This window comes from Enterobacter vonholyi (assembly GCF_040834095.1).
Lineage (GTDB): Bacteria > Pseudomonadota > Gammaproteobacteria > Enterobacterales > Enterobacteriaceae > Enterobacter > Enterobacter vonholyi.
Genome location: NZ_CP162152.1, coordinates 2,642,417 through 2,656,420 on the forward strand (window position 1 = coordinate 2,642,417; position 14,004 = coordinate 2,656,420).

Annotated in this window: 12 protein-coding genes; 6 read left to right on the plus strand and 6 right to left on the minus strand. The window is 53.8% G+C overall.

The annotated features are described in order from the left end of the window. Positions 1-50: 50 nt before the first annotated feature. From htpX to AB3N39_RS12475, 4 genes are all read right to left on the minus strand, one after another. Positions 51-932: a protease HtpX gene (htpX, locus tag AB3N39_RS12460; RefSeq protein WP_136195772.1), complete on the minus strand. Its 882-nt coding sequence runs from the start codon at positions 930-932 to the stop codon at positions 51-53. 193 nt (positions 933-1,125) lie between these two features. Beyond that, positions 1,126-3,174 (minus strand): carboxy terminal-processing peptidase, encoded by a 2,049-nt coding sequence (gene prc / locus AB3N39_RS12465; protein ID WP_127731432.1) that lies wholly within the window; start codon positions 3,172-3,174, stop codon positions 1,126-1,128. Positions 3,175-3,193: 19 nt separating this feature from the next. After that, the gene (gene proQ, locus AB3N39_RS12470; RefSeq protein ID WP_028018656.1) at positions 3,194-3,880 is read right to left on the minus strand and encodes an RNA chaperone ProQ; all 687 of its coding nucleotides are present in this window, start codon (positions 3,878-3,880) and stop codon (positions 3,194-3,196) included. Positions 3,881-3,976: 96 nt separating this feature from the next. Further along, positions 3,977-4,474: a GAF domain-containing protein gene (locus AB3N39_RS12475; protein WP_008500476.1), complete on the minus strand. Its 498-nt coding sequence runs from the start codon at positions 4,472-4,474 to the stop codon at positions 3,977-3,979. A 132-nt stretch (positions 4,475-4,606) separates the two neighbouring features. Between AB3N39_RS12475 and yebS the strand changes: the two genes are divergently transcribed. The 4 genes from yebS to AB3N39_RS12495 all read left to right on the plus strand — a co-directional run bounded on the left by yebS (position 4,607) and on the right by AB3N39_RS12495 (position 10,359). Continuing rightward, positions 4,607-5,890, plus strand: a complete 1,284-nt coding sequence (gene yebS / locus AB3N39_RS12480) for a membrane integrity lipid transport subunit YebS (protein ID WP_045908227.1) — start codon at positions 4,607-4,609, stop codon at positions 5,888-5,890. Next, positions 5,859-8,492 carry a PqiB family protein gene (locus AB3N39_RS12485; RefSeq protein WP_168708035.1) on the plus strand — a complete coding sequence of 878 codons (2,634 nt, stop codon included), beginning with the start codon at positions 5,859-5,861 and terminating at the stop codon, positions 8,490-8,492. The genes yebS and AB3N39_RS12485 overlap by 32 nt, the downstream gene beginning before the upstream one ends. Before the next feature lie 71 nt (positions 8,493-8,563). Continuing rightward, positions 8,564-10,012, plus strand: coding sequence for a 16S rRNA (cytosine(1407)-C(5))-methyltransferase RsmF (rsmF, locus tag AB3N39_RS12490; RefSeq protein WP_205734053.1), 1,449 nt, complete (start codon positions 8,564-8,566; stop codon positions 10,010-10,012). 107 nt (positions 10,013-10,119) lie between these two features. Next, a complete protein-coding gene (locus AB3N39_RS12495) occupies positions 10,120-10,359 on the plus strand; it encodes a YebV family protein (RefSeq protein ID WP_008500472.1) in 240 nt (79 codons plus the stop codon). A gap of 34 nt (positions 10,360-10,393) precedes the next feature. Here the strand turns inward: AB3N39_RS12495 and pphA are convergent, their stop codons facing one another. After that, positions 10,394-11,038 (minus strand): protein-serine/threonine phosphatase, encoded by a 645-nt coding sequence (pphA, locus tag AB3N39_RS12500; protein WP_111964804.1) that lies wholly within the window; start codon positions 11,036-11,038, stop codon positions 10,394-10,396. A 167-nt stretch (positions 11,039-11,205) separates the two neighbouring features. Between pphA and AB3N39_RS12505 the strand changes: the two genes are divergently transcribed. Together AB3N39_RS12505 and AB3N39_RS12510 are read left to right on the plus strand one after the other, a co-directional pair. Next, complete coding sequence (locus AB3N39_RS12505) at positions 11,206-12,147, plus strand: VirK/YbjX family protein (RefSeq protein ID WP_288461905.1); 942 nt, start codon at positions 11,206-11,208, stop codon at positions 12,145-12,147. Between the two features lie 173 nt (positions 12,148-12,320). Then, positions 12,321-13,217: a benzoate transporter gene (locus AB3N39_RS12510; RefSeq protein WP_133294683.1), complete on the plus strand. Its 897-nt coding sequence runs from the start codon at positions 12,321-12,323 to the stop codon at positions 13,215-13,217. 440 nt (positions 13,218-13,657) lie between these two features. Here AB3N39_RS12510 and AB3N39_RS12515 read toward each other — a convergent pair whose 3' ends face one another. Next, positions 13,658-13,996: a YebY family protein gene (locus AB3N39_RS12515; RefSeq protein WP_111964807.1), complete on the minus strand. Its 339-nt coding sequence runs from the start codon at positions 13,994-13,996 to the stop codon at positions 13,658-13,660. Between the last annotated feature and the right edge of the window lie 8 nt (positions 13,997-14,004).

Genomic DNA, 14,004 nt, shown 5'->3' on the forward strand with positions numbered 1-14,004 from the left:
AAAAAGCCGGGCGGAGTGTTCTCCTGCCCGGCTTATTAAGGGTCTTAGCGTTACTTCAGGTATTCCCCACTGCGCAGCGCTTCGATACGTTTATCCAGCGGCGGGTGAGACATAAACAGCTCGCTCAGCGATTTGGACTTACCGTTAATGCAGAAGGCCATCATGCTGTTCGCTTCCTGCGGCTCATAGCTGGTTTTCAGGCGCTGCAGCGCGGCAATCATCTTCTCACGACCAACCAGCTTCGCCGAGCCGGCATCCGCGTGGAATTCACGGTGGCGGGAGAACCACATGGTGATGATGCTGGCCAGAATACCGAATACCAGCTCCAGAACCATCGAAACGGCGAAGTAGATCAGCGGGTTGCCGTTGCTCTCATCACCTTCGTCACGGTTTCCGCCCATAAAGCCTGCCGCGATCTGCGCCAGAATACGGGAGATGAAGATCACGAAGGTGTTTACCACGCCCTGAATCAGGGTCATGGTCACCATGTCACCGTTGGCGATATGGCTGATTTCGTGGGCAATAACCGCTTCGGCTTCGTCACGGCTCATGTTCTGCAGCAATCCGGTGCTGACGGCAACCAGTGACGCATCGCGACGGGCGCCCGTGGCGAAAGCGTTAATGTCCGGGGCATGGTAAATCGCCACCTGCGGCATGGCGATCCCTGCCTGACGGGATTGCTGAGCCACCGTATTCATTAGCCACTGTTCCATATCGTTACGCGGCTGTTCAATAACCTCACCACCCACCGATTTCAGTGCCATCCACTTCGACATCAGCAGGGAGATGAACGAGCCACCAAAACCAAACAGCAGCGCCATAATCAACAGACCCTGAACGCTGCTCGACTGAATTCCTGTCAGGCTTAGCACGAGCCCGAAAACCACCATAACCGCCAGGTTGGTGAGCAGGAAGAGCGCGATTCGCATCATAATTTTCTTTTTACCTCAGTTTAACAAAACGCACTATGCGATTACCCACATCGTATGGGTATTGCGGCTATTTTCAAGCATCAAACGGGCGTAAGTCACCAGAAAGACACAACTTTACACAATTGGAAATCTGACTGACGGAAGGATGCAGAACAAAAAGAAACAGGCACAATTTCTTGTGCCTGTCAGGAGGTTATTTTGCCGGAGCGGGCTGTACGGCAGGTTTCTCTTTTTCCTGATTCGCCAGGTCGAGAGCGATATGCACCGTCTCGTCCAGATACGGATCCGGCTCCTGGTAATCTTTTGGCAGATCGTCCAGTTTCTTGAGAAGAGGCTTACCTTCGCGCTTGAAGCGATCGTTGATACGCGCCAGGCGAGTTGCGTCGTCTTCGTTGTTCTCTTTCTCACGCTGTGCGTAATTCAGAGAAACAATATTTCGCTTATCTTTCAGGGCATTGAATCGTGCAATATCCTTCATGATGTACTGGAATTCCGGATCCTTCGCGATGCGGTCGTTATGCGCTTTCAGCAGTTCAGGGCCAAACTGGGTCATATCACCCGCCTTCACGTAAGTCGCGGCATTGATGCTGTCCCACGGCAACGCGTTATCTTCAAACTTCTCGCCGGTTTCCGTCTCCTGGGTGCCAGTCGGCATGATGATGTCCGGCGTGACGCCCTTACGCTGCGTACTGCCGCCGTTCACGCGGTAGAATTTCTGAATGGTGTACTGAACCGAGCCCAGCGCAGGCCATTCCGGACGCAGCATCTGATCGTAAATACGATTCAGAGAGCGGTACTGCTGAACGGTGCCTTTCCCGAAGGTTGGCTCACCGACGATCAGCGCGCGGCCATAGTCCTGCATTGCAGCGGCAAAGATCTCAGACGCGGAGGCACTGAAGCGGTCAACCAGGACCACCAGCGGGCCTTTGTAGTAGACCACACCGTCGTTGTCGGCATCTTCACGGACTTTACCGTTGTTATCTCGCACCTGAACCACCGGGCCAGATGGGATGAACAGGCCAGAGAGTGAAACCGCTTCCGTCAGCGCACCGCCGCCGTTACTGCGCAAGTCGATGATGATGCTGCTAACGTTCTGCTTTTCAAGCCTCTGCAGCTGAACTTTCACATCGTCCGTCAGCCCCACGTAGAAGCCAGGAATATCCAGGACACCAACCTTCTCTTTACCCACGGTTTTCACCGACATTTTCACCGCGCGGTCTTCCAGACGGATACGCTCGCGGGTCAGGGTAACGATACGGGTTTTGGTGCCTTTACCGGCAGGCAGAATTTCCAGACGTACCTTGCTGCCTTTCGGACCTTTGATCAGCGCAACCACGTCATCGAGACGCCAGCCGATCACATCGACCATGTTCTGGCCGGTTTGTCCAACCCCCACAATGCGATCGCCTACGCTAATCGCTTTGCTTTTGGATGCCGGGCCACCCGCGACCATTGAATTGATCACCGTGTAATCATCGTCCATCTGCAGAACCGCGCCGATACCTTCCAGAGACAGGCTCATTTCGGTATTGAACTGCTCAGTGTTGCGCGGAGAGAGGTAGTTGGTGTGCGGATCGATTTCGTGCGCAAAGGCGGTCATCGCGAGTGAGAAAACATCCTCGCTGTTGGTCTGCGCCAGACGACGAATAGCAAATTTATAACGACGCGTCAGCGTGTCACGGATCTCTTTTTCGTCTTTGCCGGTCAGCTTAAGGCTCAGTTCGTCGTATTTAACTTTGCCGTCCCAAAGCGCATTCAACTCGGCTTCATCTTTTGGCCAGGGCGCTTTGCTGCGATCCAGATTAAAGGTGTCGTTGCCGGTGAAGTCCATTGGACGTTCCAGCACTTTCAGCGCGTACTGATAGCGTTCAAAACGACGCTTTTGCGACAGGTTGTAGAGATCGTAGAACAGATCCAGCTTGCCTGAACGCAACTCGTCACCCACCTCGGATTTGCGCTTAGCGAACTGCTCGACATCGCTGGCGAGCAAAACGTTATGGCTGTAATCCAGCAAGTTCAGATAGCGGTCAAAGATTTTGGCCGAAAAGGCCTGATCGAGATCGAACTGACGATAGTGCGAGCGGGTAAAACGTGAGGTCACGCGCTCGCTCACCGTCGCGTGCTGCGTCTCTTCCTTGAGTACCGGAATTTGATCAACACGCGTGATATCGTCCACTGCAAAAGCGTGACCTGTTATAGCAAACAGACCCGCCAGCGCGGTGAGCTTAAAAAAAGTGTTCATGCCAGGCTTGGCCTCCGTTTCAGAACAACAAGTGTTCTGCGCGTACAATCATTGACATACCAGAAGTCAGCTGTACACGAACGCCATCTTTGGTGATTTCCAGTACGGTGGCGTCCATAGCATTGTTACCCGCTTTTACCTTCAGCGCCTGACCCACGCTCAGGGCGTTAATGTCAGAAACCGGCGTATGGCGCGGCTCTTCACGAGGGGCACGCGGGGCTTTTGCTGCTGGTTTGTCTGCACGCGGTTTGCGATCGTTATTATCGTTACGGCGCGGCGCAGGGCGCGGTTTACGCTCACGACGAGGCGCTTCTTCCTGGCCGTTTGCCGCGGCGGCTTCGCGTTTTTTCGCCTGCTGTTCTGCACGTTGTGCCTGAACGCGTGCTTTGGCTTCTTCAAGCTGCTTGCGCGCGTGCTCAACGTGCTGCTCGTCCAGCTCACCGCAAGGGTTGCCGTCGAGGTCCACGCGGGTAGCGCCTGGTTTGATACCGTACAGGTAACGCCAGCTTGAAGTATAAAGACGTAAGGCGGAACGCAGCTGAGTTTTGCTGAGGTTCATTTCCCCTTCAACACGCGCCACCAGATCCTGAAAAATACCGACTTTCAGGGGACGAGCTTCACCTTCCGCGCTGAAGCACTGCGGGAAACGCTCGGCCAGAAATGCGATAACTTCTTTACTGCTATTCAACTTAGGTTGATTTTCCATGAAATTTCCTGATTACAACGGACGTTGCCAACAAGCGCAGGCATGAACAGGCGTCATTATAATGACGCTATCAGTAAATGCTACGTTATCCGTTGATTATCCTGCGACGCTCGCAAAGAATTTTTGATAATCGGTTGCAGCGAGTACGTTTTCCAGATTCGCCACCAGCTCGCGCAGCCCCTGTTCGTCCTCGGTTGTAAAGCGACTGAAGACCGTACTGTCGATATCCAGAACGCCAATAATCTGATTTTTGACCACCAGCGGCAAAACGATTTCAGAATTACTGGCAGCATCACAGGCAATGTGTCCGTCAAACGCATGGACATCTTCCACACGCTGGACCTGATTCTCTGCCACCGCCGTGCCGCATACGCCACGCCCTACCGGAATACGCACGCAGGCCAGTTTGCCCTGGAAAGGACCGAGCACCAGCGTTTCACCTTCCAGAAGGTAAAAGCCGGCCCAGTTTACGTCAGAGAGACGTTCAAACAGCAATGCGCTAGTATTTGCCAGAGTGGCTAAGAAGCTGGTCTCACCCGCCATCAATGCCTTAAAATCGCGGTTCAGATCCGCGTAGAATTCTGTTTTGTTCATTATTCAATCACTTAGTTGTCTTACAAATTTACCGCATAGCCTATTAAAATAAGCATTAAATGCGCTCATGCTCAAGATGAATCCGTTCATGAGTTATTATAACTTTCAACAATACTTATTTGTGCGCAGCTGATGGCCTTAAAAACAACCAAAATTACGCCGACGAGAAAGATAACTGTCCATACGGTAAGCGAAGCTTTGCCTCGTGCACATTATCAGCGTTGCCCCCAGTGCGATACGCTTTTTATGTTGCCGAAGATGAAATCGCACCAAAGTGCCTTTTGTCCTCGCTGCGACGCTAAAATTCGCGATGGTCGCGACTGGTCGTTGACCCGCCTCGCCGCCATGGCCGTCACCATGCTGCTGCTGATGCCCTTCGCCTGGAGCGAACCGCTGCTGAAACTCTACCTGCTTGGCGTGCGCATTGACGCCAACGTGCTGCAGGGTATCTGGCAGATGACCCGTCAGGGCGATCCCATCACCGCCGCCATGGTGCTGTTCTGCACCGTTGGCGCGCCGCTGGTGCTGGTCGCCGCCATTGCCTATCTTTGGTTTGGCAATATTCTCGGCATGAACCTTCGCCCGGTGCTGCTGATGCTGGATAAACTCAAAGAGTGGGTGATGCTGGATATTTATCTGGTCGGCGTGGGCGTTGCGTCAATAAAGGTACAGGACTATGCCTTTTTGCAGCCCGGCATCGGACTCTTTGCCTTCATCTGTCTGGTATTGCTGAGCATCCTGACGCTGATACACCTGAACGTTGAGCAGCTCTGGGAGCGATTTTACCCGCAGCGCCCCGCCACCCGTCCCGATGAAAATCTGCGCGTCTGTCTGGGTTGCCACTATACCGGGTTACCCGACCCGCGCGGACGCTGCCCGCGGTGCCACATTCCATTAAGGCTGCGTCGAAACAACAGCCTGCAAAAATGCTGGGCGGCGCTGATCGCCTCCCTGGTGTTTCTGATCCCCGCCAATATGCTGCCTATTTCCATCATTTACGTGAATGGCGGACGTCAGGAGGATACTATCCTCTCCGGGATTATCTCCCTTGCGCACAGCAATGTCGGGGTGGCGGCGATCGTTTTTATTGCCAGTATTCTGGTTCCCTTTACCAAAGTGGTGGTGATGATTACCCTGCTCATCAGCATTCACTTAAAGTGTGAACAAGGCTTACGAACCCGCATTCTGCTTCTGCGATTCGTCACCTGGATTGGCCGCTGGTCAATGTTAGATTTGTTCGTAATTTCGCTGATGATGTCTCTCATCAATCGCGACCAGTTACTTGCTTTTACAATGGGACCCGCGGCTTTTTATTTCGGCTCTGCGGTGATATTGACTATTCTTGCTGTGGAATGGCTGGATAGCCGCTTACTTTGGGATGCACATGAGTCAGGAAACCCCCGCTTCGCCGACTGAAGCGAGAATTAAAACAAAACGCCGCATTTCGCCATTCTGGTTGCTGCCCGTCATCGCCCTGATGATTGCAGGCTGGCTTATCTGGACGAGCTATGAAGATCGCGGTAGCACCGTCACCATTGATTTCCAGACCGCCGACGGCATCGTCGCCGGGCGAACGCCCGTTCGCTTCCAGGGGGTTGAAGTGGGTACGGTTCAGGACATCTCTCTTGGAAAAGGGCTGAACAAGATTCAGGTGCGGGTCAGTATTAAATCTGACATGCAGGATGCCCTGCGCAGTGAAACGCAGTTCTGGCTGGTGACGCCAAAAGCCTCTCTGGCCGGTGTGTCCGGGCTGGATGCGCTCGTGGGCGGTAACTATATTGGCATGATGCCGGGTAAAGGAGAGCCGCAGGATCACTTTGTTGCCCTGGATACACAGCCGAAGTACCGCCTCAATAACGGCGATTTAATGATCCATCTGCAGGCGCCGGATCTCGGTTCTCTGAACAGTGGCTCACTGGTCTATTTCCGCAAAATCCCGGTTGGCCGTGTGTACGATTACGCGATCAACCCAAATAAACAGGGCGTCACCATTGACGTGCTGATCGAGCGTCGCTTCACCAATCTGGTGAAAAAAGGCAGCCGCTTCTGGAACGTGTCCGGGGTGGACGCGGACCTCAGCCTGAGCGGTGCGAAAGTGAAGCTGGAGAGTCTGGCCGCGCTGGTTAATGGTGCCATTGCCTTTGACTCCCCGGAAAACTCAAGCCCTGCCACCGCTGATGATTCATTTGGATTGTACGCTGACCTGGCGCACAGCCAGCGCGGCGTGATCGTCAAACTCGCCCTGCCCGATGCTAAAGGGCTAAAAGCGGGTTCAACACCGCTGATGTATCAGGGATTGCAGGTTGGTCAGCTCACCAAAATGACGCTCAACCCGGGCGGCTCGGTCACCGGCGAAATGACGGTCGACCCGAGCGTGGTCGATCTCCTGCGCGAGAAAACGCGCATCGAAATGCGCAGTCCAAAGCTCTCTCTGAACGATGCCAGCCTCAGCACGCTGTTGACCGGCAATACGTTTGAGCTCATCCCTGGCGAAGGTGAACCCCGCAATAGCTTCGTGATTGCGCCGGCTGATAAAGCCCTGCTGCAAAAGCCGGGCGTAGTGACGGTCACGCTGAATGCGCCAGAAAGTTACGGTATCGAAGCCGGACAGCCGTTAATTTTACACGGCGTGCAGGTTGGTCAGGTGCTGGAGCGTAAGCTCTCCGCGAATGGCGTGACTTTCTCGGTCGCCATCGATCCGCAATACAGCGACCTGGTGCATGGCGATAGCAAATTCGTGGTGAACAGTCGCGTCGACGTGAAGGTGGGTCTGGACGGCGTGGAGTTCCTCGGCGCCAGCGCCAGCGAATGGGTTAACGGCGGTATCCGCATTTTGCCGGGGAATAAAGGCCCCGTGCGCGACAGCTATCCGCTGTATGCCAACCTGGAGAAAGCGGTTGAAAACAGCCTGAGCGATCTTCCTACCACCACGCTGACCTTAAGCGCCGAGACGCTGCCGGACGTACAGGCGGGTTCCGTGGTGCTGTATCGCAAGTTTGAAGTCGGGGAAGTGATCACCGTTCGACCCCGTGCGGACGCGTTCGATATCGAACTGCATATCAAGCCGGAGTACCGCAAGCTGCTGACGCCAAACAGCGTCTTCTGGGCCGAAGGCGGCGCGAAAGTTCAGCTTAACGGTAACGGGCTAACCGTACAGGCCTCTCCGCTGTCACGCGCGCTGCGGGGGGCGATTAGCTTCGATAACCTCAGCGGTGCGGGCGCGAATCTGCGTAAAGGCGATAAGCGTATTCTCTTCCCATCCGAGACCGCCGCCCGCGCGGTGGGTGGGCAGATTACCCTGCACGCCTTTGATGCCGGCAAGCTTGCGGAAGGCATGCCAATCCGCTATCTGGGCATTGATATCGGGCAGATCCAGAAGCTGACGCTGATCACCTCGCGCAACGAGGTGCAGGCCACTGCCGTGCTCTACCCGGAATATGTGCAGACCTTCGCCCGCACCGGCTCGCGCTTCTCGGTGGTCACGCCGCAGATCTCGGCCGCTGGCGTTGAGCACCTCGACACCATTTTGCAGCCGTACATCAACGTTGAGCCAGGCCAGGGCAATGCCCGCCGTGATTTCGAGCTGCAGGAAGCCACGATCACCGACTCGCGCTACCTTGGCGGCCTGAGCATCGTGGTGGAAGTGCCGGAAGCGGGCTCGCTGAACATCGGCACTCCGGTACTATTCCGCGGTATTGAAGTGGGTACGGTCACGGGCCTGACGCTCGGTACGCTCTCCGACCGCGTGATGGTGGCATTACGTATTAGCGAACGTTACCAGCACCTGGTTCGAAATAACTCGGTATTCTGGCTGGCATCCGGCTATTCGCTGGACTTTGGCCTGACGGGAGGCGTGGTGAAAACCGGCACCTTCAACCAGTTCATTCGCGGCGGTATCGCGTTTGCCACGCCGCCGGGAACGCCGCTGGCGCCAAAAGCGCAGCCGGGTAAACACTTCCTGCTGCTCGAGAGCGAACCAAAAGAGTGGCGCGAATGGGGAACCGCCCTGCCGCGTTAATCTGACAGGCTCCGGTGTCAACGCACCGGAGCCTTTATGCTACACTGCGCACCTGAATTTTTCCCTGTGGTGTGCCCGTGGCTCAAAACTCCGTATTTCTTCCCGAACAATTCCTGGCGCAGATGCGCGAGGCGCTTCCTTCTCACCTGTCGTTAGACGATTTTATCGCCGCCTGCCAGCGTCCGTTACGCCGGAGTATTCGCGTCAACACGCTGAAAATCAGCGTCGATGATTTTCTGGCGCTGGTCGCTCCGTACGGCTGGCAGCTTACGCCGGTACCGTGGTGCGCTGAGGGGTTCTGGATAGAACGCGATGACGAAGCTTCACTGCCGCTGGGCAGTACCGCTGAACATCTGAGCGGTCTGTTCTATATTCAGGAAGCCAGCTCGATGCTGCCGGTTGCCGCCCTGTTTGCCGATGGCAATTCGCCAGAGCGCGTAATGGATGTTGCCGCCGCGCCCGGCTCAAAAACCACCCAAATTGCCGCCCGTATGGGTAATCAAGGGGCGATCCTCGCCAACGAGTTTTCCGCCAGCCGCGTGAAGGTGTTGCATGCCAACATCAGCCGCTGCGGTATTCATAATGTTGCCCTGACGCATTTCGACGGACGCGTGTTTGGCGCCGCCCTGCCGGAAGTCTTCGACGCCATTCTGCTGGACGCCCCCTGCTCAGGCGAAGGGGTGGTGCGTAAAGATCCCGATGCGTTAAAAAACTGGTCAGTTGAGAGCAACCTTGAGATCGCGGCCACGCAGCGAGAGCTGATCGACAGCGCATTCCATGCCCTGCGCCCCGGCGGCACGCTGGTTTATTCGACGTGCACCTTAAACCGCGATGAGAACGAAGATGTCTGCCTGTGGCTGCAAGCGCAATATCCGGATGCGGTCGAGTTTCTGCCGCTCGACGATCTGTTCGCCTCAGCACAGGAGGCTGTCACCCCGGAGGGGTTCCTCCATGTTTTCCCGCAGATTTACGACTGCGAAGGGTTCTTTGTGGCGCGTCTGCGTAAAACGCAGGTGGTGGCTCCCCTGCCCGCACCTAAATTCAAGGTCGGTAACTTCCCGTTTTCCCCCCTTAAAGGTCGAGAAACCGCACAGCTTGAAGCCGCCGCTAAAAAAGCGGGACTGGTCTGGGATGAGAGCCTGCGCCCCTGGATGCGTGATAAAGAGATATGGCTGTTCCCGGCACAGATCGAGCCGCTCATCGGAAAGGTCCGTTTTTCCCGAATCGGGATCCGCCTGGCGGAAGTGCATAATAAAGGGTATCGCTGGCAGCATGAGGCCGTAATCGCCCTTGCCGGACGCGACAATACCTTTGCCCTGACGCATCAGGAAGCCGAAGAGTGGTACCGTGGTCGCGATGTCTATCCGGAGAGCACGCCATCAGGCGATGAAGTGATTGTAACGTATCAGGGATACCCGCTGGGCCTGGCAAAAAAGGTCGGCTCAAGGCTGAAAAACAGCTATCCACGCGAGCTGGTTCGGGACGGTCGGCTGTTTACCGGTAACGATCGCACGGATTGATAAAAAGCGCATTTTTTTACTGGCGATTTTGCTCTCTTTGTCTACGATCAAAAATGGGTGGCCACACTGGTCATACCAGATTTTTGACAACCGACCCGGAGAGCACTATGACGAAAACCAGCGTGCGTATTGGCGCTTTTGAGATCGACGACGCAGAGCTGCGCGGCGAAGCACAAGGCGATCGAACGTTAAGTATTCCCTGCAAATCCGACCCGGATTTGTGCATGCAGCTTGATGCATGGGATGCAGACACCAGCGTCCCGGCAATACTTGATGGCGAACATTCAGTCCTTTACCGTGAGCATTACGATAGTAAAACCGATGCCTGGGTCATGCGTCTTGCCTGACCTAAAGAGAACCCGCCCGAAGGCGGGTTATTTATTACTGCAGCTGAGCCAGCGTAAAGTAACCGTCAAATACGGCACCCGTATCAATGTAGTGGAGATTGTCAAAATCATACCTTCTGTCGACGGGCGTATGTCCGAACCAGAAATGATCCGCGCCGCTGATGCCCTCTCCTTTACCCACCATAAACCCCATCAACCGATCGCGGTTCCATAAGACGCGCTGGTCACTGACAGGTTTTTGCCAGCGGTATTCCGCGGCCGGATAATCAGCATGGGCAATCACATTAAGACCGTTCGCACAGGTTATCTCGATGATATGCGGTAAGTCGCGACAGGCGTCAAGCAACGACAGTGCAAGCTGTTGCCGATCGCGTTCAAGATGCGAAAACCACATTCCGCCATTCATCATCCAGAGAGAAAAATCGTTATTATCCAGACCGTCGAGCGCCATTTGCTCATGGTTTCCCCGCACGGCACGAAACCATTTTTCATTAATTAACTGCAGGCATTTAACGCTATCAGGGCCACGATCGATCATATCCCCGACAGAAATAAGTAAATCCTCATACGGATTAAAATGACGGCGTTTAAGTTCATCCATAAGCCACTGGTAGCAACCGTGTATATCGCTGACAACCCAGACGTGACGCCACATTCCACCTTCAATTCGCTGATACATAGCACCTCCTTTAAACAGTATAGCTGCCGCAGAAAAGTCGACGGACAGGCGTGGTCATCACGAAATCAAACAAACGGTAAACCAAACAGAAATAAAGATCCTCGCGCTATTAATCCCCTTTTCCTGGCTCTTTAGAATAAGGGCAGAAAAAAAAGAGGGGTCTTCACGTGTCTAATACGCACCTGCATAACGATGTTTTCTATCCGCATCGCACAAATATTATTTCCGAGCTGGTGAACGGCAAACGCGTTCCGGGGCCGATCTGGCGCAAACGCGAATATCGCCTGAAGTTCCTGTTACGTTCGCTGGTGTTCTGGTCTTCTACACATCGCATGCTGGAAGCCCTTTCGGGTCGCGACGATTTTGACAGGCTGCTGGCCTCTCAAATTACATTGCCGAGCAAGACCCACCGGCAGTACCTGATGCGCGGCCTGACAGCTAACGATCGCGCCGACGCTATCGTTAGCCATTATTACTGGATTGACAGCCTGAAAGAGAGCGGTCTCGCCCAGGCCCTGACCAGCCCGCAGGAACAAGCCGTTGCGCAGTTCCATGCAAAAGACGGTGTAACCTATACGGTCAATGCTTCCTCTGCGGGGAAAGCCGAGCGCGAAGGCGAAAGCACGCTGTGGCTACGCGACAACGAGGACACGCTGCTGGCCAGCCTGACCTTTAGCGTCGCGCGCAGCAATGGTCAGCAAGTCATGGTGATTGGCGGGCTTCAGGGACCCCGCCGCTGCGTATCGCGAGACGTCATTAAACAGGCCACCCGCGCCTGTCATGGTCTTTTCCCCAAACGGGTGTTGATGGAAGTCCTCTTCCAGCTGGCTGCGCAGTCATCCGTCCGGGCGATTTTTGCCGTCAGCGATGAGGGTCACGTTTTCCGCGCGTTGCGGTATCGCCTGAGCAAAGGTCGCCATTTCCATGCCAGCTACGATGAATTTTGGGCATCGCTGGACGGTAAAAAGCTCTCGGCCTTCTGCTGGCAGCTGCCGCTACAGATGGAGCGTAAATCGCTTGAAGAGATCGCCAGTAAAAAACGTGCCGAATACCGCCGCCGCTTTGAGCTGCTTGATGAAATAGAGGTATCCGTTAAGTCCCACTTTTAGCCTGGCTGGCGTCTTCGCTCACTGCATAATGGATGCAATCTATTTATAGGATGAATAATAAAGCAGTGTACTATTGCGCAGGGCGAGTGCGCTCAGTTAGCATTGCGCGAAATGATACCGGCGAATGCGTTGGGAAAAGCGCAATGTGGGCGCAAAAATGAGGGACTTCGGTAATGATCTATGACTGCTTCTTATATTACGACGAAGATATGCTTCTCGAAATCAGGCTGAACACGCTAGCGGACGTTGTCGATCGCTTCGTTATCGTTGAGTCAACGCATACCTTTACCGGTAAAAAGAGGCAGCTGCATTTTGACATTAATAAATACCGTCAGTTTAAAGATAAAATTATCTACGTTGTGCATGATAAAGAACCGATTACGAAAGCCGCTGAAGAATCACATCCGGCCCGAGAGGTGATCCCGGGTTTGCCAGAGGGAATGGTAGTGGATGCGTGGGCAAATGAAGCCGCGCAGAGGAATGCCATCATGCAGGGTTTGTCCCATGCCAGCGATGATGATTTGATTTTAGTTTCCGATGTGGACGAGATATTTTCACCTCAGGTAGTAGCATCGATAAACCCCAAAAAGCTCTGCACTACTATTTATCAGAATTTTTATAATTATCAGTTTAACCTGCAGGTTTTTAATACAGATAACACGCCAAGAAAATGTAAATTACCGAGAGCCACCCAGTATAAAAATCTCGTTAACTTCTTTGGCGGTGAACCTGAATCATTCAGGAATCTTAAACGCACCCGAAGTGTTAAAAACTGGTCCTGGCTAAAGTGGAACTGGTTCAAGATTAACAACCGCATCATTGAAAATGGTGGGTGGCATTTCTCATGGGTGATGACACCCGAGCGCATCTCAGAAAAAATGTCGACCATTTCCCATACTGAATACGATCTCCCTGAGTTTAACAACCCGGAACACATCATGAAGGTCATTAAAAACGCGGAAGATATCTGGGGGCGGGACAGGACGTTAATCAGGCAAGAGCTAACGGTTGAAAACTTCCCTGAGTACATTGTCCAACACAAAGACAAATTCAGCGCGTTCATTATTTAACTTAAGGGTTGCCCTTTCGAACGTCAGAAGGCGTTTGCTCAGCGGTCGCTCGGCCACAAAATTTTAACAAAGATCCCAAAAAACCCTGGACGCACGCGGTCCTGAGTATGTTATGGTTTAGAGAGGATATGGAAAGTTCGAGAAAGTTTCGGGTGATGTCGAGTCAGTACCGAAAAATGCTTTGAAAAACATACAGATAAAAAGAGACCGAATACGATTCCTGTATTCGGTCCAGGGAAATGGCTCTTGGGAGAGAGCCGTGCGCTAAAAGTTGGCATTAATGCAGGCTAAGTCGCCTTGCCTTTTAAGAATAGATGACGACGCCAGGTTTTCCAGTCCACAGCTAAAGCGGTCGGAAAAAAAGCGCCAGAGCATCATTAAATGTGAAAAACCGCAGTGCTTTCGCAAGCATCTGCGGTTTTTTATTGGAAACCCGAACGTTAGCAGAGCTTGTCGGCGCGCTCGATAAACGGTGCCAGACTCATTTTTTGTCCCGGATGCGACGGGTCATCGATCTGAATAATGCTAATCGGCTGGCCGCTGCTTTTACCGCTGGCTACCTGCTGCTCTGCGATATCATTCAGCGGATATTGCACCAGCGTGCTCGGGTTGATCGCATACAGCGCATGGCCCGGACGGCAGGTCAGCATCACTTCTTCGCGATTGAAAGCCCATTTGTCCTTACCCACTTCAAAACGGCTGACGGTGATAACCTGCGGTGCGGCAAGCGCGCTCCCCGTACAGGCCAGCAAGATGAGAGAAAGTACTGTCTTTTTCATATGATATT